25 protein-coding genes, 1 tRNA gene and 1 pseudogene are annotated in these 23,345 nt (G+C 69.9%); 10 read left to right on the forward strand and 17 right to left on the reverse strand.

What is annotated here, in order from left to right; all coding sequences use genetic code 11:
• Positions 1–197: 197 nt before the first annotated feature.
• On the reverse strand, positions 198–635 hold the full coding sequence (locus ACFHWT_RS04125) for an SRPBCC family protein (RefSeq protein ID WP_416593229.1): 438 nt from the start codon (positions 633–635) through the stop codon (positions 198–200).
• 311 nt (positions 636–946) lie between these two features.
• Between ACFHWT_RS04125 and ACFHWT_RS04130 the strand changes: the two genes are divergently transcribed.
• Together ACFHWT_RS04130 and ACFHWT_RS04135 are read left to right on the forward strand one after the other, a co-directional pair.
• Positions 947–1,384 (forward strand): nitroreductase/quinone reductase family protein, encoded by a 438-nt coding sequence (locus tag ACFHWT_RS04130; protein ID WP_416593230.1) that lies wholly within the window; start codon positions 947–949, stop codon positions 1,382–1,384.
• A gap of 88 nt (positions 1,385–1,472) precedes the next feature.
• Positions 1,473–1,952 carry a winged helix-turn-helix transcriptional regulator gene (locus ACFHWT_RS04135; protein WP_416593231.1) on the forward strand — a complete coding sequence of 160 codons (480 nt, stop codon included), beginning with the start codon at positions 1,473–1,475 and terminating at the stop codon, positions 1,950–1,952.
• A 150-nt stretch (positions 1,953–2,102) separates the two neighbouring features.
• On the opposite strand, the gene ACFHWT_RS04140 is transcribed toward ACFHWT_RS04135, so the two are convergent.
• The 3 genes from ACFHWT_RS04140 to ACFHWT_RS04150 all read right to left on the reverse strand — a co-directional run bounded on the left by ACFHWT_RS04140 (position 2,103) and on the right by ACFHWT_RS04150 (position 5,979).
• On the reverse strand, positions 2,103–3,287 hold the full coding sequence (locus tag ACFHWT_RS04140; protein WP_416593232.1) for an acyl-CoA dehydrogenase family protein: 1,185 nt from the start codon (positions 3,285–3,287) through the stop codon (positions 2,103–2,105).
• A gap of 281 nt (positions 3,288–3,568) precedes the next feature.
• A complete protein-coding gene (locus ACFHWT_RS04145) occupies positions 3,569–4,306 on the reverse strand; it encodes an SDR family NAD(P)-dependent oxidoreductase (RefSeq protein WP_416593233.1) in 738 nt (245 codons plus the stop codon).
• A 44-nt stretch (positions 4,307–4,350) separates the two neighbouring features.
• Positions 4,351–5,979, reverse strand: coding sequence for an FAD-binding oxidoreductase (locus tag ACFHWT_RS04150; RefSeq protein ID WP_416593234.1), 1,629 nt, complete (start codon positions 5,977–5,979; stop codon positions 4,351–4,353).
• Positions 5,980–6,563: 584 nt separating this feature from the next.
• On the opposite strand from ACFHWT_RS04150, the gene ACFHWT_RS04155 reads away from it, so the two are divergent.
• A complete protein-coding gene (locus tag ACFHWT_RS04155; protein ID WP_416593235.1) occupies positions 6,564–7,583 on the forward strand; it encodes an alpha/beta fold hydrolase in 1,020 nt (339 codons plus the stop codon).
• 355 nt (positions 7,584–7,938) lie between these two features.
• Positions 7,939–8,430 carry an SRPBCC family protein gene (locus tag ACFHWT_RS04160; RefSeq protein WP_416593236.1) on the forward strand — a complete coding sequence of 164 codons (492 nt, stop codon included), beginning with the start codon at positions 7,939–7,941 and terminating at the stop codon, positions 8,428–8,430.
• Between the two features lie 102 nt (positions 8,431–8,532).
• On the opposite strand, the gene ACFHWT_RS04165 is transcribed toward ACFHWT_RS04160, so the two are convergent.
• Positions 8,533–8,943 carry a PPOX class F420-dependent oxidoreductase gene (locus ACFHWT_RS04165; RefSeq protein WP_416593237.1) on the reverse strand — a complete coding sequence of 137 codons (411 nt, stop codon included), beginning with the start codon at positions 8,941–8,943 and terminating at the stop codon, positions 8,533–8,535.
• A gap of 116 nt (positions 8,944–9,059) precedes the next feature.
• Here ACFHWT_RS04165 and ACFHWT_RS04170 point away from each other — a divergent pair, with 116 nt between their 5' ends.
• Together ACFHWT_RS04170 and ACFHWT_RS04175 are read left to right on the forward strand one after the other, a co-directional pair.
• Entirely contained in the window at positions 9,060–10,085 is a 1,026-nt protein-coding gene (locus ACFHWT_RS04170; RefSeq protein WP_416593238.1) for an alpha/beta hydrolase, read from the forward strand.
• 56 nt (positions 10,086–10,141) lie between these two features.
• Positions 10,142–10,214: transfer RNA gene (locus tag ACFHWT_RS04175), tRNA-Arg, on the forward strand.
• Here the strand turns inward: ACFHWT_RS04175 and ACFHWT_RS04180 are convergent.
• From ACFHWT_RS04180 to ACFHWT_RS04210, 7 genes and pseudogenes are all read right to left on the reverse strand, one after another.
• The gene (locus ACFHWT_RS04180) at positions 10,203–10,358 is read right to left on the reverse strand and encodes a hypothetical protein (RefSeq protein WP_416593239.1); all 156 of its coding nucleotides are present in this window, start codon (positions 10,356–10,358) and stop codon (positions 10,203–10,205) included. The two genes, ACFHWT_RS04175 and ACFHWT_RS04180, sit on opposite strands and share 12 nt — an antisense overlap.
• Positions 10,355–10,492: a hypothetical protein gene (locus ACFHWT_RS04185; protein WP_416593348.1), complete on the reverse strand. Its 138-nt coding sequence runs from the start codon at positions 10,490–10,492 to the stop codon at positions 10,355–10,357. Before ACFHWT_RS04185 ends, ACFHWT_RS04180 begins: the two co-directional genes overlap by 4 nt.
• A 122-nt stretch (positions 10,493–10,614) precedes the next feature.
• Positions 10,615–10,680, reverse strand: a pseudogene (locus ACFHWT_RS04190) (hypothetical protein); the annotation flags it as partial.
• Between the two features lie 2 nt (positions 10,681–10,682).
• Positions 10,683–11,150 carry a histidine kinase dimerization/phosphoacceptor domain-containing protein gene (locus ACFHWT_RS04195; protein WP_416593240.1) on the reverse strand — a complete coding sequence of 156 codons (468 nt, stop codon included), beginning with the start codon at positions 11,148–11,150 and terminating at the stop codon, positions 10,683–10,685.
• An 11-nt stretch (positions 11,151–11,161) separates the two neighbouring features.
• Positions 11,162–11,620 (reverse strand): hypothetical protein, encoded by a 459-nt coding sequence (locus ACFHWT_RS04200; RefSeq protein ID WP_416593241.1) that lies wholly within the window; start codon positions 11,618–11,620, stop codon positions 11,162–11,164.
• 27 nt (positions 11,621–11,647) lie between these two features.
• Positions 11,648–12,268: a SigE family RNA polymerase sigma factor gene (locus ACFHWT_RS04205; RefSeq protein ID WP_416593242.1), complete on the reverse strand. Its 621-nt coding sequence runs from the start codon at positions 12,266–12,268 to the stop codon at positions 11,648–11,650.
• Positions 12,265–12,933 carry a permease-like cell division protein FtsX gene (locus ACFHWT_RS04210; protein ID WP_416593243.1) on the reverse strand — a complete coding sequence of 223 codons (669 nt, stop codon included), beginning with the start codon at positions 12,931–12,933 and terminating at the stop codon, positions 12,265–12,267. The genes ACFHWT_RS04205 and ACFHWT_RS04210 overlap by 4 nt, the downstream gene beginning before the upstream one ends.
• Positions 12,934–13,070: 137 nt before the next feature.
• Here ACFHWT_RS04210 and ACFHWT_RS04215 point away from each other — a divergent pair, with 137 nt between their 5' ends.
• A complete protein-coding gene (locus tag ACFHWT_RS04215) occupies positions 13,071–14,837 on the forward strand; it encodes a sulfatase-like hydrolase/transferase (protein ID WP_416593244.1) in 1,767 nt (588 codons plus the stop codon).
• 191 nt (positions 14,838–15,028) lie between these two features.
• The gene (locus tag ACFHWT_RS04220) at positions 15,029–18,475 is read left to right on the forward strand and encodes a M12 family metallo-peptidase (RefSeq protein WP_416593245.1); all 3,447 of its coding nucleotides are present in this window, start codon (positions 15,029–15,031) and stop codon (positions 18,473–18,475) included.
• Positions 18,476–18,577: 102 nt separating this feature from the next.
• Here the strand turns inward: ACFHWT_RS04220 and ACFHWT_RS04225 are convergent, their stop codons facing one another.
• Complete coding sequence (locus ACFHWT_RS04225) at positions 18,578–20,230, reverse strand: FAD-dependent oxidoreductase (RefSeq protein ID WP_416593246.1); 1,653 nt, start codon at positions 20,228–20,230, stop codon at positions 18,578–18,580.
• Positions 20,231–20,330: 100 nt separating this feature from the next.
• A complete protein-coding gene (gene bluB / locus ACFHWT_RS04230; RefSeq protein ID WP_416593342.1) occupies positions 20,331–20,945 on the reverse strand; it encodes a 5,6-dimethylbenzimidazole synthase in 615 nt (204 codons plus the stop codon).
• A gap of 78 nt (positions 20,946–21,023) precedes the next feature.
• On the opposite strand from bluB, the gene ACFHWT_RS04235 reads away from it, so the two are divergent.
• Entirely contained in the window at positions 21,024–21,572 is a 549-nt protein-coding gene (locus tag ACFHWT_RS04235) for a GNAT family N-acetyltransferase (protein ID WP_416593247.1), read from the forward strand.
• Positions 21,573–21,576: 4 nt separating this feature from the next.
• Here ACFHWT_RS04235 and ACFHWT_RS04240 read toward each other — a convergent pair whose 3' ends face one another.
• The 3 genes from ACFHWT_RS04240 to ACFHWT_RS04250 form a co-directional block, all read right to left on the reverse strand.
• Complete coding sequence (locus tag ACFHWT_RS04240) at positions 21,577–21,843, reverse strand: hypothetical protein (protein WP_416593248.1); 267 nt, start codon at positions 21,841–21,843, stop codon at positions 21,577–21,579.
• 132 nt (positions 21,844–21,975) lie between these two features.
• Positions 21,976–22,176: a hypothetical protein gene (locus ACFHWT_RS04245; RefSeq protein ID WP_416593249.1), complete on the reverse strand. Its 201-nt coding sequence runs from the start codon at positions 22,174–22,176 to the stop codon at positions 21,976–21,978.
• The gene (locus tag ACFHWT_RS04250) at positions 22,166–22,594 is read right to left on the reverse strand and encodes a hypothetical protein (protein WP_416593250.1); all 429 of its coding nucleotides are present in this window, start codon (positions 22,592–22,594) and stop codon (positions 22,166–22,168) included. Before ACFHWT_RS04250 ends, ACFHWT_RS04245 begins: the two co-directional genes overlap by 11 nt.
• Before the next feature lie 226 nt (positions 22,595–22,820).
• Here ACFHWT_RS04250 and ACFHWT_RS04255 point away from each other — a divergent pair, with 226 nt between their 5' ends.
• Complete coding sequence (locus ACFHWT_RS04255) at positions 22,821–23,333, forward strand: mycothiol transferase (protein WP_416593251.1); 513 nt, start codon at positions 22,821–22,823, stop codon at positions 23,331–23,333.
• Positions 23,334–23,345 lie beyond the last annotated feature (12 nt).

Below are 23,345 nucleotides of genomic sequence, written 5' to 3' on the forward strand. Positions count from 1 at the left end.
CGCTCAGCCTCGATGGACGGCACCCCTGCCGGCCAGCCGCAGTCCGGCGGCGCTGTGGACAGAACCCCGGCTGTGGACAACCGCTCCGATACCGAGTTGATCTGTTAAGACGCGCCATGGAACCGGCGGGTGGGCCGCTGCTCAGCGGCCCACCCGCCGGATGGAAGTCGGATGGTGTCCGGTGGTGACCGGTAGGCTCAGCTACCAACCTCGGACCGGCTCTTGGCGATGAACTTGGGAAGACTGTCCTTGACGTAGTATCCCCAGGCGTCACTGCACCCGTCGTAGCACTCGAACTGCGGCACAAGCCCCTCGTGGGTGAATGTGACCTCCGTCTTGCCGTCCTTTTCCGCGATGTCGAAGACGACCCGGGTGTCCTTCCACTCCGTCCGGTCCGTCACGAAGGTGATGTCAGCCTCGGTGACGAGCCAGACGACCTTCTTTCCGGGCACGAACTCGGTGACCTTCTGCTTCGAGTAGTGCAGCGCGCCGTGTCGGTAGGTGAACTCGGCGCCGAGACTGTCCGCCGATCCCTCGATCTCCCCGTCCCACCACCCGCGTACGTCGTTGATGGCGTGGAAGACGTCCTCGGGGCTCTGGTGCACGCTGAAGGACGTCGTGTAACTCTCGCTCATGTCTTCCTCCTGGTTGGGATGTTTCGGTGGACGCAGGCGCCCCGGATGCGAACACGACACTGCGTCGGGCGGGCCATTGGTCCTCGCCGCCCGGCGAGACTCACGCCTTCTTCCCGCCAGCGTACGGCGCACCACCCGATCCCCGGGTACTCTGCTCTACATTGGGCAAAATCGGAGAACTGCGGGACCGGTCGTCGAACCGGTGACGTTCGCGGTGCCCTCGCCGCCGCACCGGATCGGTACCGTGGAAAGCTGGAGCAGCCGCGGATGCCGGCCGTATGGCCTCTCAGCCCACAAGTTGGAGTGAACCCATGCCACTGATGCCCAGGGACGAGGCCATCGACTTCAACCGAAGGGTCATCGAGGAGTTCCGCGCGAACGCGGGCCGCGTCGGTGGAATCCTGGCCGACTCCCGCGTGATCCTGGTGCACCACGTCGGCGTCCGGACCGGGATCGCCCGGATCACGCCGCTGATCTGCTTTCCGTTCGACGACCAGCGCCGCTACGCTGTCATCGGATCCAACGGCGACTCTCCGGTCCACCCAGCCTGGTGCGCGAACCTGGCCGCCATGGCGAGCACGACCGTCGAACTGGGCGAGGAGACCTTCCTGGTGGCTGTCGAGTCGCTCGGCGATGAGGCCCGCAGCCGGCTGTGGTCGGAGCTGTTCGGCGAGACGACCGGCCCGGACGAGTTCGCGGCCAGGACCGGACGACGGCTGCCGATGTTCCTGCTGACCCGGACGGACTGACGGCGCGACTCCGGTCACCGGGGCGGTCACCCGGTCAGTTCAGCACATCCACTTGCACCACGCAAGCCGGCATGCCAGACTTCGACTTGTGCTGGGACGCCTGTACGCCAACGAGGTCTGCTCTGCCGCGCGGACACTCGAGGTCGTCGGCGAGCGCTGGAGCCTGCTCATCATCCGCAACGCGATGTTCTTCGGGATGACCAGGTTCACGGACTTCCAGCGGGACCTGGGTGTGGCCACGAACATCCTGGCCAAGCGGCTGAGCGAGTTCGTCGAGGCGGGCGTCTTCGAGACCCGGCCGGGTGCCGGTGGCGCCCACGTCGAATACGTGCTCACCGAAAAGGGTCGCCAGCTGCAACCGGTCATCATCGCGCTCACCGAGTGGGGTGACCGCTGGGCCAATCCGGAGGGGCAGCCGGTCACCTTCGAACACGAAGGCTGTGGCGGCCACGTCAGCCTGCAGGCCGGGTGCGCGGGTTGCGGCGGCTCTCCGGCGCCCAGCGACGTAGCGGCGCGTGTCGACTCCCGGTTCATCGCGCTGCGCGAGCAGCGCAGGCAGCGACGCTGACCCCGCCGCACCCTCGACCGTGCTGCTGGTTCGACCGGGCGGTTCGACTGTGCCGTGGTGTGGAAGAACAGGCTGGCCGATCTGCTGGTCGCCCGCGCAGACGAACGCGTGGCCGGACCATCGGGTCCGGCCACGCGAACGAGGCACCGTCTACAGGAACATCGTGTTGGGCTGCAGGCCGCACAGGACACGGCCGTAGGTTTCCAGGTTCGTGTTCGGGTGCATGATGCCGTGCAGGTTGATCGTCTGGACGTCCCGCTCGATCCGCTGGATCGGCACCTCGGAGTACACCGACGAACCGCCACTGGCGTTGTTCAGGATGTCCACGGCCTCCTTCGCCCGGGCGCAGACGGCACCGGCGTCCATCCGTGCCGCAGCGCGGTCCTCCAGCGTCCACGGCTCGCCGCTGAGGGCCTTCTCATCGAGTCGGCGCACCGCCCGGTGCAGGTGGAACTCCGCTTCGTCGATCTTGACTCGCGCCTCGGCGACCTGCAGGTGGGTCAGCGTCGCCTCGATCTGCTTCTCGTAATTGGTGTAGGTGATCCGCCGGCTCGGCAGCCGCTCCATGAAAGCGTCCCAGGCGGCCCGCGCCATGCCGAGCGCCGGCGCGGCCGCCACGGCGACCGCGAACTGCAGGAACGGCACCCGCCACGCCTGATAGTCGGCGTTGATCTTCGACGCGTGCTGGTTGTGCATCATGACCGGCACCATGTTCAGCACCCGGTTCTCGGGCACGAACAGGTCCTGGGCGATGGTCGTGACGCTGCCGGTGCCGCGCAGGCCGACCGTGTGCCAGTCGTCGACGATCGTCAGGTCCGAGACCGGAACGACCGCCATACCCGGCACCATGTTGCCGTCACCGAGGTCGATCATGATGGAGTGCGTGTCCCACTGCGCCTGCGGGGCACCGGTGTTGAAGTGCCACCGACCGTTCAGGATGTAGCCACCCTCGGTCTTCACGGCGACCCCGTTCGGGCCGACCGAGCCGCAGAACCGGTCCTCCGGGTTCGCGAAGATCTCGTCCTGCGCCTCATCGGGCAGCAGGCCGGCCAGCCAGGCACCGATCGTCATGGTGCTGATGGTCCAACCGGTGGAGCCGTCGCCGTGGCCCAGCTCGGCGACCACATCCACCACCGTACGCGCGTCCGGCACGGTGCCGCCGTACCGCGCCGGGAACCGCAACCGGAGCAGCCCGGCTTCCTTCAGCGCGTCGAGCACCTCCGAGTGCAGGACGCGGTTCTCCTCCTGCCACGCGGCGTGCTTCTGGATCAGCGGGACCAGGTCCCTGGCTCGCTGTACGAGTTCGGGCTGTGGCGCGGACTCGATTACCGTCATCTTTACTCCTCCAGACGAAGGCAGAAATGGGTGCCTGGCGCAGCTACTGCGGCAGGATGTCGGGGGGACGTCCCGTCGTCACAAACTCTGGCATGAGGCCCCTACGGTCCACATCTCTCACGTTGCTCAGGAACGATCTGCAAAGTGAGCCGCCGGCCGAGTTCCAGTCCGACAGAACATTCGTGGACTTGACGCAGAAGGGCAGCGGACGCCATTTCGACGGCGCCCACTGCCCTTCACTGACCTGTCCTCGGGCGGTACCGCCCGTCGTGGCCTGTCGCTCAGGCGGATTGAGCTGCGGCGATCTGCGCCGCCATCTGTGCGTACTGGCGCTCCAGGTTCTTTCCCCCGCCCGAACGCCAACTGTCGGCCAGCGGCTCGGCCATGGCATCGGGGAAGATCTCCTCCTCACCCTTTTCCAGCCCGTCGTAGACGTTCTTGGCCACGTGCTCGGGTGCTGCCTTGGCCATCACGTCGAATCCTTTGGTCATGTCGGTGTCGACCAGCCCGGTCATGACGGCATGCACACCGATGCCCTTACCCGCCAGCAAACCGCGAAGCGACTGCGACAGGTTGAACGCCGCCGCCTTGGCTGCCGAGTACGACGACACCAACGGAAACGGCGCGAACGCGTTCACCGAAATGTTGTTGATGATCGCACCCTGGGACCGGATCAGCGCCGGGAGGAACGCCTGAATGGTGTCGTACACCCCGAAGAAGTTCACCGCGAACATCTTCTCGAGCACCGCGCGATCGCTCAGGTCGTCGAACGTGACCTGGCCGGCGTTGTTCACCAGCACGTCGAGTTCACCGACGGTCTTCGCGGCCTGTTCGATCTGCCCCGCGTCGGTCACGTCCAGCGTCACCGCGGTGACCCGCTCGTCCGGGTGGTCGAACGGCTGACGGGTCCCGGCGTACACCCGCTTCGCGCCCCGGTTGAGCGCCTCCTCGAGCAGCGCCCGGCCGATGCCACGGTTGGCGCCGGTCACCAGGACCGTCTTACCGGTGATCGTGTGCATTCCGTACTCCCTTTCGTCTGGACGTTCTTCTGACACCCGTCCGATCAGGACGGGAGTTCGATCGACTGGCGGTGGCTGAAGAAGTTCCGTGGGTCGTAGGCCTTCTTCACCGCCTGCAGCCGGCGGTAGTTTTCCTTGTAGTAAAGGTCGTGCCAGGCGAAGGCCGACCCGTTCCAGGCCGGATCGCTCAGGTCGGCGTCCGGGTAGTTGACGTAGCAGCCGTCGGTCTGGTCGTTCGGTACGGGTACGCCACCGGTGTCCGCGAAGGTGTCCCGGTAGGTTTCCCGGGCCCACGCGATATTCGCCGCGTCGTCCGCCGGGTTGGCCCACTGCGCCTGCCAGAGCAGTTTGTAGGCGGCCTCCCGGTGCGGGATCGCCGTCGCGGCGTTGGGCACGGCCGCGGTCTTGCCGCCGTACGGGCTGATGACGATGTTCAGGTTCGGATTGTTGATGTCCGACCGGGTCATCGCCCGGTAGATTGCGGCGGCCTGAGCCGTGGTGAAGGTGTCCTTCATGAACGCGGACTTGTACTCACCGCGTAGCGTCGGGTCGTTGTTCAACGTGTTGGTGGTACCGGTGAGCCTGCAGAACTGCAGCCATGGCATGGTGCTCTGCGAGGCGAAAACCGCCGGCGTCACACCGTTCTGCAGATGGGCCAGGTAGCTGTCCAGCATCTGTTGCGCGTTCGGCACGGCGGAGTCGACAAAGGCGTACATGTGGATCTCGCCGTTGGACCGGTGGAACGACTGAATCAGGCTCGTCACCTCGCGGGTTGGGCTGTCCGGGGAGATGTTCGCGACGTGCCAGCTGGCGTAGTTCTGGAGCAGGCGGATGTAGTCGGCCTCGGTCATGGTGCTCCAGCTCCACAGGGCGAAGCTGGACAGCACCTTGGACGGCGGTTTCGGCAGCAGCTGCGCCGGGGTCCGGCCGTGGGCCCCCGGTGAACGGAAGAAGTAGCGGGTGACGACGCCGAAGTTCCCACCGCCGCCACCGGTGTGGGCCCACCAGAGATCGCGGTGCGGGTCCCGCCTGTCCCGGGTGGCGATGATCGTGTTGACCCTGCCGGCGGCGTTGACCGTGACCACCTCGACGGCGTACAGATGATCGACGATCAGTCCGTTGCGGCGGACGAGCCAGCCCCAGCCACCGCCGGCGACGTGGCCGCCCATCCCGACGGAGTAGCAGACGCCACCAGGCAGTGTGACACCCCAGGTCTGGTAGAGCTTCTCGTAGACGTCGAGCAGAATGGCACCGGCCTCCACCGCGACAGCTTTCATCCTCGCGTCGTAATAGATCCGGTTCATGTTCGTCATGTCGATGATCGTTTCGACTTCGCTGTTGTAGACGAAGTCTTCGAAACCGTGACCGCCGCCTCGGACGGTCAGCTTGGTTCGGCGACGCACCGCACGTCGGACGATCGGGGCAACCTGGTGCGGGGAATCCACCACGTACACCGAATCGGGCGTCGCAGTCCACCGGTTGTTCAAGCCCATCACGAGGTCGGGGTATTGCGGGTCAGCCGGGGTGACGGGTGCCACCAGCGCGATCGACTCTCCATTTCCGTGCGCGTGCGCCGTACCGGGCAGTGCGGCACCAGCCAGGGCGACGCCTCCGGCCCCTGCCGCACCGGCAAGGAACGTACGCCGTTCAAACTTCCGCTCTTCGTCAGTCATGGCAATCCCGTCCTCTCGGAATCAGAGACAGTGAGAGCGGACGACACCAATGTTCGCCGGCCACGTCCGCACATCGGTCGCCAGGCTATGAGCCGCCGACGCCGGCTTGCTTCCTTGAGATTGCCCTCTCCCGGAGACAGCTTCTTTCGCCGCTACTCGATGCGGTTGATGGAAATTTCCGGCAGGCAGGATCGCGATTAGACCGGGGAGCGGGAAGAGCCGGCAACCAACAGGGCAATACCGAAGTGGCCGAGGAACACGAAAGATTGGCAGAGTCGAGCGCGCGTCCCGGTTCCGGGCGGCGACCCGAATCCACCGTCCGACATGGGTGACCAGTGGCCAGGTGACCGCTCCACGGGGCGGGACCAGCCTCGTACCGGCGTTGCTGCGGCACCCCATGGTCTGCGCCCGCAATGGGCTGGCGGGGCTGCGGAGAGACAGCAATCGAGAAGAATACATTCTTCGCTAATCGTCATAGCTTGGACGCAACCCGCCACATGCGGTCGACGAGAGGAAGAGGTAGAGCCATGTCGTCACGGTTGGTCGATGCTCGTGTCAGGGGATCGCGGTTGACACTCAAACGGATGATCGTCGGAGGAATCACCGCCCTGGCGGTCACCGTCGGTAGCGTCGGGGCAGCGGTGGCTCATGACGCGAACGGCACCGCCGACGCCACCGCGGCGCGAGGTGGACACGCCCAGCGCGAGCCGGTCGTCGGTCGCGCGATCTTCGACCGGACCTTCCGCCACGGTCTGGTCCACACCGACGGTGGCAAGGTGCACTACGTCAAGGGCGGTTCCGGGCCGGCCCTCGTGCTGCTGCACGGCTGGCCCGAGACCTGGTGGGGTTGGCATCTGGTGATGCCCGAGCTGGCCAAGTCGCACACCGTGATCGCGTTCGACCTGCCCGGACTCGGTTACTCCGCGATCCCGCGGGACGGTTACGACCAGAAGACCACGGCCGCACGTCTGCACCAGGCGGTGAACCGGCTCGGGTACCGCGAGGTGAAGGTCATGGGGCACGACATGGGCGTGCTGGTCGGCTACGCCTGGGCCCGGGACTACCCCCGGGAGGTGACCCGCCTGGCGATGCTCGACTCGCCGCTGCTGGGCTTCGGTCTGGAGGACGCGTACCCGCTCAGCTTCCACTTCAAGCTCAACATGGCGCCGTCGCCGGTTCCGGAGAAGATCGTGGACAACAGCGACGTCGCCACCTACCTGAACTACGTCTTCGAGTTCGCGGCGGTCCCCGACGCGATCGACCGTGACAGCCACATCCGCGCCTACCTGCACCCGGCCCGGCGCAGCGCCGGCTACAACTACTACCGTGCGTGGCCGGAGAACGCAGAGGACACCAAGGCCCACGCCGAGTCCAAGCGCCTGACCCAGCCGGTGCTCGCGATGGGGGCCGAGTTCGTCTTCGGCCTCGGTGTCGCGGCGTCGTTCGAGCAGGTGGCCGAGGACGTCCGTGGTGTCGTGGCCCCCGGCGCCGGCCACTGGATTCAGGAGGAGACCCCGGAGTTCCTGATCGACTGCGCCAACCTCTTCTTCGGGCCTGAGGGCGTACCCGCACCCACCGAGCCACTCTCGAGCTGCGTCGCCTGACCTGCCTCGCGGGCACGGTCCGCCGGGGTACCCGGTGGACCGTGCCCGCGTCGTGGCCAGCGGTTACACCGGCGCGGGTGAGCCAGTTACATCGATGTATATCACTGCCGGAGAGTGCGTATTGCCAGCATGTGAACCTTGCTTGACGGCACGCCGACACGCTCCACACGTGACTTGCGTGACACAAGTGGGCGCATTAGCCTAGGTCAGTGGGTGCGCGACACAAGCCGGTCATCCGAAAAGGATGCCGACGTTCCGACAGCTCCGCCCGATGCGGAGCATTGCCGACTTCCGCGACACACGCTCGCGGGACGTCGCCAACCCCTTTTCCGCATATCACGAATGCGAGGAAATCATGACCGGGCCGAGTTACACCACCGAGTTCTCCGTGGACCAGTCCCCGAAGGAGGCCTACGAGGCCATCGCCAATCCGCAGGGATGGTGGTCGGCCGAGATCGAGGGCAGCGCCGAGAAGGCCGGCGACGAGTTCCGGTACCACTACGAGGACCTGCACCGCTGCACGATCCGGGTGACCGAGTCGGTCCCCGGGGAGAAGGTCGCCTGGCACGTGGTGGACAACTACTTCTCGTTCGTCAAGGACAGCTCCGAGTGGGTCGACACCACGATGACCTTCGACATCTCGGAGGAGGGTGGCAAGACCAAGGTCGTCTTCACCCACCACGGGCTGGTGCCCGAGTTCGAGTGCTACAACGCCTGCCAGGAGGGGTGGGGCAACTACATCAACGGCAGCCTCAAGGACCTGATCGGCAAGGGCCAGGGTGCCCCCAACGCCACGGGCCAGGCCCAGACCACCGCTGAGGTAGAGCTCGGATCGGCCAGCCGCTGATCCGTCGTGGGGCCCCGGTCAACCCGACCAGGGCCCCACGTGCCGGCCGTCCGGGTTGTCCCCCGGCACGTCCGAACTGTCACCTGTACACGTCCGAGACCATCACCCGTGCACGTCCGGACCAGCATGAGTGACGCTCACCCGGATCGCCACCCGCTTGTCGCGGCGCATCGCAGCCCGGTAGTCGTCCCAGTCGGAATGCTCTCCGGAGATCCGTCGGTAGTAGTCGACCAGCACGTCGAGGGCTTCGGGCAGCCGTACCACCTCTGCTTCTCCGTCGATCTGCACCCAGTCGCCGAAGAACCGGTCCGTCATCACGCAGAACGTGACCCGTGGGTCGCGCAGCAGGTTGCGGACCTTGACCGCGCCTTCCCTGGTGCTGACCAGCACCCGACCGGCGTCGTCGACCGCGACCAGCACCGGACTGGTCTGCGGCCGGCCGTCCGGATGCCGGGTCACCATCACCGCCCGATGATTCGCCCGCAGGAACGCCGTCGCCTGTTCGGCCTTCATCTCGCACCTCCTCGCGCCGCGCACCGCCGCTCGGCCGCTGGCAGTGCCGCCTTCGATTGTGCGACGCGCAGCGCGGTCCTACCCGGAGGTAACCGTCCGGCGGTACGGTCGAGGTCGTGCAGCCTGACATCCTCGGACTCCCGTACGAGCAGCAGGTCATCGAGCTGGACCCGGACGACGAGGGTCCGGTCGTCGCGACCCTGGTCCGCCGCCGGGCGGACCGCCCGGCCGGGCGGGCGGTGCTCTACCTGCACGGCTTCGTCGACTACTTCTTCCAGACCCACCTGGCAGACCACTTCGTCCGCGGCGGCTGGGATTTCTACGCCCTCGACCTGCGCAAGTACGGCCGGAGCCTGCTGCCGCACCAGACCCCGAACTTCTGCCGCGACCTCAGCGACTACTTCCCGGAACTGGACGCCGCCGCCCGGATCATCCGCGAGCAGGACGGCAACGAAACGTTGCTGGTCAACGGCCACTCGACCGGTGGGCTGATCGCCGCGACCTGGGCCGACGCGCGGGCCAGCCAGGGCACCGCACCGGACGGGTTGTTCCTGAACAGCCCGTTCTTCGACCTCAACGCACCCTGGCTGCTCCGCCGGCCGGTGGCGGCGGCCGTCTGCCGCCTCACCGGCCGCTCGCCCTACCGCGTCGTCCCGGTCGGGCTTTCCCCGGTGTACGGGCAGAGCGTACACGCCTCCCAGCGCGGACACTGGAACTACGACCTGGAGTGGAAGCCGCTCGCCGGGTTCCCGGTGCGGGCAGGTTGGCTGACCGCCATCCGACGCGCCCAGCGGCGGCTACGTGCCGGACTGCACATCACCGCGCCGGTCCTGCTGGCCTGTTCCTCCCGGTCCTACCGCAGCCACAGCTGGCACGATTCGGCTACCCTGGCCGACGCGGTACTCGACGTCGAGCACATGGCCCGGTGGGCCCCCCGGCTCGGCCGGCACGTCACCGTGGTCCGCATCGACGGCGGCCTGCACGACCTGACCCTGTCCCACCAGCCGGCCCGCGACGAGCTGTTCAGCGAGCTGGACCGCTGGCTGCGCGGCTACTTCACCACCGAGCCGTTGGGCCCGGACCCTGGTCAACCGGTGGAGGCGCAACGCCCGGTCGACCGAGGGTTACCGGAAACCGACTGACTCGTCACGGCAACCTGCGACCACTACTATGTGCACGCCAGGACGAAGATCAGCAAGCGCCCGTAGCTCAGCGGATAGAGCAGGGGACTTCTAATCCCAAGGTCGTAGGTTCGAACCCTACCGGGCGCGCCCAGACAACCCCAGGTCGGAGCTTCGACGCTCGCGGGGCAGGCTGTCCGATGGAACGGCCATGTCCGGTTGGGCGGCGGGCACCATCGCGAATCCGGCGCGGACCAGTTCCTGGTCGTCGACGAGGAACACCCTGATGGTCACGACGTCACCTCCGTCGGCACCGTCCCGGCCCGCGCCGGGGAGCTGATCGGCAGTACGGCGGCCACCTGCCAGCCGCCGTCGGGGCGTGGTCCGGCGGTGAACTCGCCGCCGTGCACGGCCACCCGTTCCCGCATCCCGAGCAGCCCGTTGCCGCCGGATGCCGATCCGAGGCGTCTGGTCGGTGGCCGGCCGGGCGGTGGCCGTCGTCGATGACTGTCAGCTCGGCGGCGTCCGCTCCGATCCGCACGGTCACGGTGACGGCGGCGCCGGGTCCGGAGTGTCGCAGAGCGTTGGTCAGCGATTCCTGCACCACCCGGAACATGGTCAGCTCCTCGGCGGGCGACAGCCGGGCCGGTTCGCCGTCGATGCGCAGCTCGACGGCGAGACCGCTCCCCTGGTCCGCTCAACCAGGGCACTGAGCTGGGCGATTCCGGCCCGACGCCGGTCGGTGTCGGCGGGCCCGGCCGCCTCAGGCTCCGGGGCGTTTGGCGAGGCATCGACCCGGCGCAGGACGGCGACGATGCGGCGCATGTCCTCCAGTGCGTCACGGCCGGTGTCACCGATGGTGACCATTGCCTTGCGGGCCTGCTCGACGTCCAGGTCGATCATGTAGCTGGCGCCGTCCGCCTGCACGGTCATCACCGCCAGGCTGTGTGCGACGACGTCGTGCAGTTCGCGGGCGATCGCGGCCCGTTCGTCGGCGGCGGCCAGCCGGGCCAGCTGGTCGCGTTCCCGCTCGGCGGCGGCCGCCCGTTCGGCCGCGACCGCCGTCTGCTCCTTGCGGGTCCGCAAGGTGTACGCCGTCAGTCAGATCGCCGCGCAGCCGAGGGCCAGCACGCCGTACTCGCTGAAGTCGGCCAGGCCGACCGGGTGCCGGTCATCGGAGAGCAGCACCCGGTCAACAGCCACCACCGCGACTCGACCAGCACCAACCCGCCGGCCAGCCAGCCGTACACCGGTGGGCCGGCGTGGGTCACCACCGCGACCATCGCGATCAGCACCGCGACGTCGTACAGTGCCGGCACGTCCGGACCGGCGAACAGCTGCAGCCCACCGAGCACGGTCACGGCCAGCATCACGCTCACCGGTCGGCGCCGCCGCCACACCAGCGCCACCGCCATGCCGAAACCGATCGCCAGGTCCGCCAGCGAGGCACGGTACTGCCAGGCGACGGTGGCCACCGCCGTCGCGACGACCAGGTCGAGCAACGTCCACCGGTACGGCGACGCCGGCCGGTACGGCGACGCCGACCCGGGTGGCATGCCGCCCAGCCTAGGTCGCGGTCCCGATCAGCTGGTCGGGAAGTCCTCGCCGAGGGCGGTTCGCAGCCGCTGCAGCGCCCGCATGCTGCACATCTTCACCGCCGAGGTGGTGATGCCGAGGATCTCGGCGACGGTCTGCACGCTCTGATCCTCCCAGTACCGCAGCACCAGCACCGCCCGGTCGCGCACCGGGAACTCTGCCAGCGCCTGCAGCAACGCCACCTGCAGCTCGGTCGAGCCGCCAGCGGCCGGCCGGGCCGCCGGCTCGGGCGGCTCGGCGAGCACCACCTCGGTGCGGCTGCGCCGCGTCATCGCGTCGGAGACCGCGTTGATCAGGACCCGACGGCTGTACGCGTCCAGGTTCGCCGTGGGCCAGATCCGGTTCCACGAGGCGTACATCCGGGTGAAGGTGATCTGGGTGAGGTCCTGCGCGAGATGCCAGTCCCGGCACATCAGGTACGCGACGCGGCGCAGCCGGGGAGCCGCGTCGACAACGAACGCGGTGAACGCCTCGTCCCCGGCCACTCGCTGCCTCAGGCGGCTGGCAGCCCACCGGGCCAGCGGTCCGCCGCCGCGCTCAGACCTCGTCGGTGCCGGCTCCGCCGGCAGGTCCGCGGCGACCGGCGCTACGACCCGGACCCCACTCACTCGTCCACCTGCTTGTCCGTGCCGTACAGGCAGAACCAGCCGGTGACCGTCTCGACGCCGGGCATCGCCTGTAGTCCGCCGCTGACCTGCTGGTACGCCGATGGGTTCGCCAAGGTGAACCGAAAAGACTCTGGCAACTGATCTGGGGTCACCTTCTCCATCAGGTCGGGATGATCGAGCAGAACAGCAGGATCGTCCTGGTACCGCCGTACGAACCGCTGGTATGCGTCCTGCCGGCTCTCATACTCCACCGACCCGACCTGCGGGTCGGCCCGCAGCGCCGCGTCGACAGCGCGCCGCTGCTCGGCGGTCACGTCGACGCTCAGGTAGACGGCGGCTTCGGTCGCCACGTCAGCGCTGGTGGGACGCACCAGTTCGCAGCCGGGCGAGACCGACGGCATGGCGGCCGGCGCCGGCACGGGCACAGGCGCGTCCCTGACCGGGAGCAGCACGCCCACCGCGACGAGCGCCACGGCAGCGACGGTCGTCGTGGCGGCGTACCCCATCTGTCTGCGTCGACGTAGTCGGCTCCCGCCGGCCATGGCCGCTCGGGCCAGGTCGTCCGGTGGCGCCGGTGGTGCCGGTTCGTTGTCGAGCGCTCGGTCGAAGTACGTCCGCAACTGTTCCATGCAGAAGTAGACCGGTCGACGCGGCGGACCGGTCACGGCCGGGAGCCGGTGTTGCGCAGATCGATCCGGTCCGGCTGGTCGTGCGTATTTGTGGGTGCCCGGTGGTACGGATATCGTGCTGAGTCCGGTCCGGCAGGGCGCACCGCCTGGCCGACTACCAGGAAGGCCTGAACTTGTCCTCCGCCACGAACTCCGCCCCGGTCACCGCCGACGACGTGACGGACCAGACGTCGGCGACGGCGGACCGGGCAACGGCGGCGGCGGACCAGGCAACGGCGGCGGACGAGACGGCACCGCGAACCGAGGGCTGGTGCCAGCGGGTACGGCGTACCGCCCGATGGTCGGCCGACGTGCTGGCGGTCGGCGGCGTGCTGGCCGCGATGACCCTGCCGTACCAGCTGGATCTGGTGGTCCCGGTCGCGTTCGCCCGCATCCCGGTCGAGGCGCTGGTCGCCGCCGCGCTGCTGCTGGTGCTGCCGGGCCGGGTCCGCACCCCGGTGGCTGCCGCGCTCGGCGCGCTGCTCGGCGTACTGATCACGCTGAAGATCGCCGACATCGGCTTCTTCTCGGTGCTGGACCGGCCGTTCGACCCGGTTCTGGACTGGGGTCTGCTGGCCGACGGGTACCGGTTCGTCGACGCCTCCTACGGCCGGGCCGCGGCGGTCGGCGCGGCGGTCGGCACCGTCGTGCTCACGATCGGGGTGCTGACGCTGCTGGTCGCCGCGACGCTGCGGCTGGCCCGGCTGTTGGCCGCGCACCGGCGGATCGGCGGCGGTACGCTCGGCGCGCTGACCGCCGGCTGGCTGGTGTTCGCCCTACTCGGCACGCAGGTGGTGGTCTACCGGGACGAGTGGCGCACGATCGGGCTGCCGGTCGCCGACCGGGCGACCGCCCGACTGGCGTACGACCACACCATGCAGATCGGCGCGAGCCTGCAGGACCGGCAGGAGTTCGCCGAGCTGGCGGCGGTCGACGCGTTCCGGGACGTGCCCGGCGACGAGCTGCTGACCGCACTGCGCGGCAAGGATGTGCTGCTGGCGTTCGTGGAGAGCTACGGCCGGGACGCGGTCACCCACCCCGACTTCAGCCCGCTGATCGGCGACCTGCTCGACGACGGTACGCAGCGGTTGGCGGCGCGGGGGTTCCAGTCGCGCAGTGCGTTCCTCACCTCGTCGACGGTCGGGGGCAGCAGCTGGCTGGCGCACGCCAGCACCCTGTCCGGGCTGTGGGTGGACAACCAGCAGCGCTACCGCAGCCTGGTGGCCAGCGACCGGCTGACGCTGACCAGGGCGTTCGGCCACGCCGGCTGGCGGGTCGCCGGCTTCTTCCCCGGCAACACGCGGGCCTGGCCGGAGGGGGCGTTCTTCGGCTACGACCAGGTCTACGACTCGCGCAACATGGGGTACGCGGGCGACAGGTTCAACTTCGCCTCGATCCCCGACCAGTATGTGCTGTCGGCGTTCGACCGCTTCGAGCGGCGGGACAACGACCAGCCGGTGATGGCCGAGGTGGCGTTGCTGTCCAGCCACGCGCCGTGGACCCCGCTGCCGCAGCTGGTCAACTGGAACACGGTCCGCGACGGTTCGGTCTTCGACCGGGAGGCGATGGCCGCCGGCCAGGCCAACAAGTCCGCGGAGGACGGGTTGCGCAGCGACTACCCGAAGGCGGTGGCGTACTCGTTGAGCACGATCATCTCCTACATCGAGTCGCAGGGCGACGACGATCTGGTGGTGGTCTTCCTCGGCGACCACCAGCCGGCGCCGGTGGTGACCGGACCGGCGGCCAGCCACGACGTGCCGGTCACCATCGTCACCAGCGATCAGGCGGTCCTCGACCGGGTCGCCGGCTGGGACTGGCAGGAAGGGCTGCGCCCCGGTCCGCAGGCCCCGGTGTGGCAGATGGACTCGTTCCGGGACCGGTTTCTGACCGCCTTCGAGTAGGAGCCCCGCTCGTCACGTGAGTCGGTCTCGTAAGGCCGGCCATCATGCACTGTCTCAGCCGTACGGATGATGGCTGTACCCGCTGCTCGGGGCCTAGCGTCGACTCTCGACCCTTGAGAGCCACGGCTTATCGGCCAGCACACCCCTGGCCATTCGGGTCGTGGTTCGTCACGGACTCCCGAGGAGACATTTTGAGGAAGCCCTCGACGAGGCGCCACTCGTCGCCGAACGGCCGTCCACAGCCACCGCCCGGGACCGGCCGGTCCGGCAACCGCCGTCTGATCGCCCTGCTCGTCGCCGTTGTCGCGGCGGCGCTGCTGCCGGCGGTCGGCCCGACCACGGCCGCCAGTGCCGCGCCGCAGGAAGGTACGCCGATCGCCGGTACCCCGTGGGCCGTGCTCGACGACGTACCGACGGCCAGCCGGTCCGGTCGCGCGCCGGACATCCAGGCGCATCGGTTCGCGGCGTACACCCTGGACCGGGATGCGATCGCCGTCCAGCTGGACCGGGCGCCGGACGAGTCGGACCGGGCCGCCGCGACGGCGCCGCTGGTGCTGGCCGTGCCGGATCCGGACGGCGTGGTGCAACGGTTCGCGGTGGTCGACTCTCCGGTGATGCAGGACGGGCTCGCCGCCCGGCACCCGGACATCCGGACGTACGCCGGGACCGGCGTCGACGACCCGACGGCGACGATCCGGGCGGACCTGACCCCGCTGGGCTTCCACGCCTCGGTCCGGTCGTCGACCGGGTCCTGGTACGTCGACCCGTACCACCGAGACCAGAGCGTCTACGCCAGCTACCACGCCGGTGACCTGATCAACCGGCACGGCCCGCTGACCGAGCGGGGCGACGTCGACGCGGCCGCCGAGCAGATCGGCGCGGAGATCGACCAGGCGCAGGCCGACGACCCGGCCGGGCCGCTGGTCAAGCTGCGCACCTACCGGCTGGCGTTCCTCACCGACCCGTCGTACGCCGACTACTTCGGCGCGGCGAACGTGACCGCCGCCAAGGTGACGCTGGTCAACCGGGTCACCCAGATCTACGAAGACGAGACCGCGATCCGGCTCGTGCTGATCAGCGACACCGACAAGACCAACCTGAACACCGTGGCGGCGGCCACCGGCTCGGACGGGCCGTGCGGTTCCGCGCCGTGCTTCTCCGAGGCTCAGCTGACCGGCTGTTCCGGTGCGACGCTCAACCGTAACCGGATCGTGCTGGGCCAACTGGTCGGGGCGAGCAGCTACGACGTCGGGCACATCGGCTTCGGCCTGCCGGGTGGCGGGGTCGCCGGGCTGGGGGTGGCCGGCGGCGACGGCAAGGCGCGCGGCTGCACCGGTCTGCCGAACCCGATAGGCGACTTCTACGCCGTCGACTACGTGGCGCACGAGATCGGCCACCAGTTCGCCGGTAACCACACCTTCAACGGCACCCAGTGGAACTGCTCGGGCGGCAACCGCAGCGCCACCAACTCGTACGAGCCGGGCAGTGGATCGTCGATCATGGCGTACGCGGGCATCTGCCAGCAGGACAACCTGCAGCCGCACACCGACCCGTACTGGTCGCAGCGCAGCCACCACGAGATCACCACGTTCGTGAACTCGACCCGGCCGGCGATCAACGAGGTGCAGACGGTGTCGCTGCGCGACTTCGACACCGACGGCGACGCGTTCACGATCGTCTACGACGGGCAGTCGTCGGCGCCGATCGTCCGGGGGGTCAACTACACCACCGCCGGCATCAAGGCGGCGATCGAGGCGATCACCGGGTGGCCGGCCGGCGCGACGGTGAGCGTCGCGGCGTTCGGCGGCGTCGGTGCGCTCACCGACGCCGGTTTCCAGGTGACGTTCGACGGCGGCGCGGTGGCCCGGACCAACGTACTGCCGCTCGGGTTGGCCGACCTCGACGGTGCCGCCGGTTTCGTCGGCGAGACCGCCAAGGGCGGTCCGGTCGACAACGGCGGCTGGCGGGTCACCGAGACCAGCAACCACGCGCCGGTGGTGACCGTGCCGGACGCGTTCACGATCCCGGTGCGGACCCCGTTCGCGTTGACCGGCAGCGCCACCGACGCCGACGGTGACGCCCTGACGTACATGTGGGAGCAGAACGACCGCGGTGGCATCGCCGGGGTCACCACCGCCGGCACCGCGTTGACCGACAACGTCAAGACCAACGGCCCGCTGTTCCGGGTGTTCGGCACGGCGGCGCTGGTCGGCCCGGACGACACCGAGCAGTACTACTCTCCCGGGTTGAACGCGGTCGACGACGACCCGACCCGGGTCTTCCCGGACATGGCGCAGATCCTGGCCGGCAACACCAACGCGGTGACCGGGGCCTGCCCGGCCGCGCTGGCACCGCCGGCCAGCGGCAGCGCGTCGAACCTGCCGCAGGCGCTGGTCGACTGCTACTCGGAGTTCCTGCCGACCGCCGACTGGGTGGGCTACGACAACGACCGGACCATGCATTTCAAGCTGACCGCCCGCGACGGTCGGATCGGCGGCGGCGGGGTCGGCAGCGCCGGGACGAAGCTGGTGCTCGCTCCGCAGGCAGGCCCGTTCCTGGTCAGCTCGCAGTCGGAGCCGTCGTTCTATCTGGGCGACTCCCGGCAGGAGATCACCTGGGACGTGGCCGGCACCGACGCGGCGCCGGTGAACGCGGCGCAGGTGCGGATCTCGCTGTCGACCGACGGGGCGAAGACGTTCCCGTACGTGCTGGCCGAGGCGGTGCCGAACGACGGTCGCGCCGTAGTGCGGATGCCGAACATCGACACCACCACCGGTCGGATCAGGATCGAGGCGGTCGGCAACGTCTTCTTTGACGTCAACGACGCAGACATCCGCATCGACCGGGTGCAGCCGGCGCGGTACTTCCACTACGACGGGGACACCCTGGTGCACCCGGCCCCCGGTGCCGACGAGGCAGCGGTCCTGCTGCGGACCATCGTGGCCGTGGACGAGGGCGACGTACGCGGCACCCGAGTCTCCTTCACCTCCGGTGACACCGCACTGTGCGACGCCGAGGTACGGTCGGCGGTGCACGACAGCGACAGCGACACCATCATCGGGTCGGCCAGCTGCGAGGCCATGCTGCCGGTCGGCGAACATGTGGTGACCATTACCCTGAGCGGGCGGTACACCGGGTCCGGCAGCTCGACGATGACTGTCGCCCCGACCACCGGTTGGAGCGTCGACGGGGTCGGCTACCTGCGTAGCCAGCAAACCGACGGTGTCTACCCGCTCGACCCGGACCATCGGCTCGAGTTCGACTTCGACGGGCGGTTCGGCAACGGTGGAAACCTGGCCGGCAAGGTGCTGGTGGGCTACCGCAGCGGGGACAAGCGGTACAAGTTCCAGGGCTCGACGCTGGAGGCGTTGGGCTTCTGGTCGAGGGCCGGGATACCGCAAGCGTATCTGCGCTACCAGGTCACCCTGTACGACCTGTCCACCCCGCAGCAACCGGTACCGGTCGCGACCGACCTCACCCTGCAGATGGAGGTGTCCGATGCGGGGCACGGTCGCCAGGACTCCATCGCGATCACCATCTGGGACGGTGACCTGCTGATGTTCTCGTCGCGGTGGACCGGCCACGGCTCCAATCGGGTCAATCCGACCGGGGCCCCCGGCAACATCGTCATCGGCTGACCGTCGGTCGGTCCCGGTGGGGGGCGTCGGGCACCCTGCCCGACGCCCCCACCGGTTTCCTGCCAAACGCCGCCGCCGGCTTCTGGTCGGACCCGGCCGGAGTCAGCGTCGGCGGACGGCGTGCAGCACCGCGTCGTGGATCGTGATCGGGTTGCCGTCCGGGTCGGTGGCCGACCGGGGTGCCGTCTCGGCCCGGATGCTGGCCCACTGCCGCGGGTCCAGCACCGCCGCCACCTGCTCGGCGGTGAACAGCAGGTCCCGCATCCGGGGCCGGCGCACCCCCGGCACGTCCAGGTCGGACGGGTGGTGGCCGACGATCAGCAGGGTGCCGCCGGGGCGTACCGCCGCCGCGAGCCGGCGGTGCAGCATCGCCCGGTCCGGGTCCGGCAGGTGCATGAACTGGGCGGTGACCAGGTCGAACCGGTCCGGTCCGGGATCCCAGGTACGGATGTCGGCCGGCTGCCAGGTGAGCCGTCCGGCGACGTCGTCGCCGGCCGTCGCCGCCTGCTCGGCACCGCGGCCCAGCGCCACCGCCGACACGTCGACGGCGGTCACCGACCAGCCCCGGCCGGCCAGCCAGATCGCGTCGGCGCCCTCGCCCGCACCGACGTCGCAGGCGGTGCCCGCCGGCAGCTTGTCGACGACGGTGACCAGTTGCGGGTTCGGGTTGCCGCTCCACACCCGGTCGACGGAGCCGTAGCGTTCGTCCCAGAACTCCTGGCTGATCATGGCGGCCACGTCCGCCGGCCCGTGGTGCACCGGCAGGCCGGAGTCGTCCTCACCGGCGGCGGCTGCCCGGTGCCGGCGTACCGCGTCGGCGGTGTCCTCCTCGGCCAGCTCGCCGTTGACCGCCGCCGCCGCCATCGTGCCGGCCGCAGCCGCCGCCATCACCTGGCCGAACGGGTTGGTCAGGTTGCCGGCGGCCCAGACTCCCGGGATCGCGGTACGCCCGGTCGGGTCCGCCTCGACCTGTTCGGCCATCCCGCTCGGATGCCTGGTCACCGGCACCCCCAGCTTGGTCAGCAGCCGGTCGTCGACCCGCAGCCGGGAGGCGACGGTCACCGCCGACCGGGGCACCACGGTCCCGTCGGCCAGCCGTACCCCGGTGAGCCGGTCGACGGTCACCTCCAGCCCGACGACTTCGCCCGGCACCACCCGGACGCCCCGGGCCGCCAACTGTTCGGCCTGCTCGTCGGTGAGGTCGACGCCGGTGTGGGTGAACAGCACCAGGTCCGAGGTCCACTGCCGGAACAGCTGCACCTGGTGCAGCGCCATCTCGCCGGTGGCGAGCACCCCGACCGGCTGGTCCCGGATCTCCCATCCGTGGCAGTACGGGCAGTGCAGCACGTCGCGGCCCCAGCGGTCCCGCAGCCCGGGGATGTCGGGCAGTTCGTCGACCACGCCGGTGGCGAGCAGCAGCCGCCGGGCGGCCACCGTACGGCCGTCGGCCAGCCGGATCTCGAATCCGCCGTCGACCCGCTCGACCGCCTCCGCCCGGCCGGGCAGCACCACGCCGCCGTACCGTTCGACCTCCTGCCGGCCGGCGGCGACCAGCCCGGCCGGGCTGATGCCGTCGCGGCTGAGGAAGCCGTGCACGCCGGCCGAGGGCGCGTTGCGGGGTTCGCCCGCGTCGATCACGATCACCGCCCGCCGGGCCCGGGCCAGGGTCAGCGCCGCGCTCAACCCGGCGGCACCGCCGCCGATCACCGCCACGGCGACCCGGTACGTGGGTTCCCCCACCTTGTTGTCAGCCATCCTGACCACCTCCGGCACCCACGATCCGCCGCCGCCAGCGTAGCGGCAAACTTCCTTGCCGTTTTGGCAAACGCCGGTAGTCAGCGGGCTCCGCGGAGCTTCACCACCGGTCGTGGTGCAGGGCGTCGGTCACCGGTCGGCGCCGCCGCCAGCCGTGCCGTTCCAGGTCGGGTTCGTCGGCCAGCCGGCTGACCGGCCCGACGCAGAGCCAGGCCACCGGTCGGATGCCGGCCGGGATGGCGAGCAGGTCCCGCAGGAACGGCTCCCGGTAGAAGGAGACCCAGCCGACCCCGAGACCTTCCGCGGTGGCCGCCAGCCAGAGGTTCTGAATGGCCAGGCAGACCGAGTACAGGCCGGCGTCGGCGATGGCGTGCCGGCCGAGCACCGCCGGGCTGCCCCGCTGCGGGTCGTAGGTCACCACGATCGACAGGGTGGCCTCCCGTACCCCGTCGATCTTGATGTGCGCGAACCGGGCCGCCGCGACCGGGTCGAGGGTCTGCGCGAACATCCGCCGTTCCTGCTGCACGTGGGCGTGAAAGGCATCCCGCGTCACCGGATCGCGCACCAGCACGAAGTCCCACGGCTGGGTGAGCCCGACACTCGGCGCGGCGTGCGCGGCGGTCAGCACCCGGTGCAGCACCTCGTCGGGCACCGGCGCGCCGGTGAACTCGGCCCGCACGTCGCGGCGCCGATGGATGATGTCGTACAGGTCGATAGGCATCGCGTCCATTGTCCCGCGCCGCGCCGGGAATCCGGTTGCCGGCCAGTGGCCCGGGCTGATCGGATGACGGCCATGCTGGTCAGACGGGAACGAGCCGGCGACGTCGCGGCGGTCCGGGCGGTGGTGGCGGCAGCCTTCACCCGGCCTGCGAAGCCCGACGACCGACCGGAGACCGTGGCCGAGACGCCGATCGAGGTCGGGCTGCTGGACGAACTTCGCGCCGACCCGGGGTGGATCCCGGCGTTGTCGCTGGTCGCCGTCGACGGCCAGATCGACGCGGGCGAGATCGTCGGGCACGTGGTCTGCACCCGGGGGCAGCTCGACGGCCGGCCGGTGCTGGGCCTCGGCCCGCTGGCGGTACGCCCGGACCGGCAACGCGCCGGCGTCGGCTCGGCGCTGATGCACGCGGTGCTCGCCGCTGCCGAAGCCCGCGACGAGACACTCGTCGCACTGCTCGGCGAACCGGCGTACTACCGCCGGTTCGGGCTGCGGGCGGCCAGTGACTTCGGCATCGTCGCGCCCGATCCGCAGTGGGGGCCCTACTTCCAGGCCCGGCCGCTGGGCGGGGCTGCGCCGACGCCGGGCCGGTTCCGCTACGCCGGACCGTTCGAGCGGCTCTGACCGCTCAGGTGTTCACCGGCCGGCGGGCCACCAGCAGGACGTGGGTGACCGGCCAGTCCAGCGGACGACCATCCGGGGCGGACAGGGACGCGACCGGGGCGAGCCGGTGGTCGACGATCCAGTCGTTACGCCACGCGCCGCTCGCCGGGTCGATCTCGAACCCGACGTCGGCCAGCAACGCCTTCCAGTCGGCGTACTCCAGTCCGCAGAACTGCTCGCGGGTCTCCGACAGCCAGTTGTCCGGGTAGTCCTCGCGGGTGAGGAAATCCATCGCCGCGCCGAGCGTCGTCTCGACGACCCCCGGTGCCCGTCCACCGGCCGATGATCGAACGAAAAGGCGAAGTCGACGGCGAACCGGTCCAGCCGGGCCCGGGTGGACAACCCGCGCAGGTACGCGGCGACCTCAGCCGGTGGGGCACCGGCGAGGTCGGTCCGGGGTCGCGCCGGCGCCGCAACCGATGTCGACGATCCGGCCGGGTCGCACGTACCGGCGTACCGCGTCCCACTTGCGCCGGGCGGCCTCGGCGAATGCCTCTGCGTAGCTGCGGTAGTCGCGGGTCGCGGTGAGCCCGCCCTCCGCACCGACCACCGGATCATCGACCACCGACCGGACGTGGCCTTCCAGCCCGTACCGGTCGAAGACGTCGACGCTCGCCGGGTGGGCCAGGTCCCGCCAGCTGTCGTCGCCGGCGGCCAACCGCAGCAGCACGTCCACGGGCGCGGCGCGGCGGGTCGACGTCGGCCTCGACCCCGGCCACCGGGAATCCCAGCCGCCGGTACATCGCCGCCACTTCCGGCGTCGAGCAGGCCAGCACGGTGTCCGCCGGGGTCAGCTCCAGCCCGGTCACCGCCGCCACGGTCTTCACCGTCACCTCGGCGAACCGGTCGGTGGCCACGACGTCGAAGACCGGCACCACCACCGAGCGCAGCCCGGTCAGCACGCTGAACCGCTCGATCGCGGCCTCCCGCCGGTGGTACGGCACCGGGTTGCGCCGGGTGTTGCCGTGGTTGGCCGACGTCACCGCCCCCAGACGACGGTGCACGGCCCGTCGGACGCCGCAGCCTCGCGGGCGGCCAGCCGGCTCAGATGTCGGCCTGGAACCGGGTGAGTACGTGGTGCCGACCGGGAAAGAGCAGCAGGTAGCGGGCCATGGCACGTTGATAGCCTACGGCCGCCGTGACCGGCCGGGCAGGGTCGCCACGGCCCAGGACCGGGGACGTCGACGCCCCAGGGAGGAGACAGGCACGGTGAATGCGAGCGCCCTGCTGGTGGAGACCTTCGACCGGCTGCCCGAGCTGGTCCACGCGGCGGTCGACGGGCTGAGCCCGGAGCAGCTGTGCTGGTCACCGGCGTCGGGCACGAACCCGATCGGCTGGCTGGTCTGGCACCTGACCCGGGTCCAGGACGACCATCTGGCCGAGGTGATCGGCGAGCCGCAGGTCTGGGTCGGCGACGGCTGGGCGCGGCGGTTCGGCCTGACCGCCGATCCGGCGGACACCGGGTACGGGCACAGCGCCGAGCAGGTGGCGGCGGTGGCGCCGGAGAGCGCCGCCGCACTGGTCGAGTACTACACGGCGGTCGCCAACCGGACCCGGCGGTTCCTGTCCGGCCTGACCGACGCCGACCTGGACCGGATCGTCGACGAACGGTGGGACCCGCCGGTCACCCTCGGCGCGCGGCTGGTCAGCGTGGCCAACGACGACCTGCAGCACGTCGGTCAGGCCGGGTGGCTCCGGGGCCTGCTCAGCGCGACCGGCTGACCGCGACCGGCT

The organism is Micromonospora sp. LOL_021, from assembly GCF_048060215.1.
GTDB lineage: Bacteria > Actinomycetota > Actinomycetes > Mycobacteriales > Micromonosporaceae > Micromonospora_E.

Excerpts from the sequence above, each read along its gene's own strand:
- ACFHWT_RS04125 (WP_416593229.1), bottom strand. The coding sequence starts at position 635 with ATGAGCGAGAGTTACACGACGTCCTTCAGCGTGCACCAGAGCCCCGAG.
- ACFHWT_RS04130 (WP_416593230.1), top strand. The coding sequence starts at position 947 with ATGCCACTGATGCCCAGGGACGAGGCCATCGACTTCAACCGAAGGGTC.
- ACFHWT_RS04140 (WP_416593232.1), bottom strand. The coding sequence starts at position 3,287 with ATGACGGTAATCGAGTCCGCGCCACAGCCCGAACTCGTACAGCGAGCC.
- ACFHWT_RS04145 (WP_416593233.1), bottom strand. The coding sequence starts at position 4,306 with ATGCACACGATCACCGGTAAGACGGTCCTGGTGACCGGCGCCAACCGT.
- ACFHWT_RS04150 (WP_416593234.1), bottom strand. The coding sequence starts at position 5,979 with ATGACTGACGAAGAGCGGAAGTTTGAACGGCGTACGTTCCTTGCCGGT.
- ACFHWT_RS04155 (WP_416593235.1), top strand. The coding sequence starts at position 6,564 with ATGATCGTCGGAGGAATCACCGCCCTGGCGGTCACCGTCGGTAGCGTC.
- ACFHWT_RS04160 (WP_416593236.1), top strand. The coding sequence starts at position 7,939 with ATGACCGGGCCGAGTTACACCACCGAGTTCTCCGTGGACCAGTCCCCG.
- ACFHWT_RS04165 (WP_416593237.1), bottom strand. The coding sequence starts at position 8,943 with ATGAAGGCCGAACAGGCGACGGCGTTCCTGCGGGCGAATCATCGGGCG.
- ACFHWT_RS04185 (WP_416593348.1), bottom strand. The coding sequence starts at position 10,492 with ATGCGGGAACGGGTGGCCGTGCACGGCGGCGAGTTCACCGCCGGACCA.
- ACFHWT_RS04200 (WP_416593241.1), bottom strand. The coding sequence starts at position 11,620 with ATGCCACCCGGGTCGGCGTCGCCGTACCGGCCGGCGTCGCCGTACCGG.
- ACFHWT_RS04225 (WP_416593246.1), bottom strand. The coding sequence starts at position 20,230 with ATGGCTGACAACAAGGTGGGGGAACCCACGTACCGGGTCGCCGTGGCG.
- ACFHWT_RS04235 (WP_416593247.1), top strand. The coding sequence starts at position 21,024 with ATGCTGGTCAGACGGGAACGAGCCGGCGACGTCGCGGCGGTCCGGGCG.
- ACFHWT_RS04240 (WP_416593248.1), bottom strand. The coding sequence starts at position 21,843 with ATGGATTTCCTCACCCGCGAGGACTACCCGGACAACTGGCTGTCGGAG.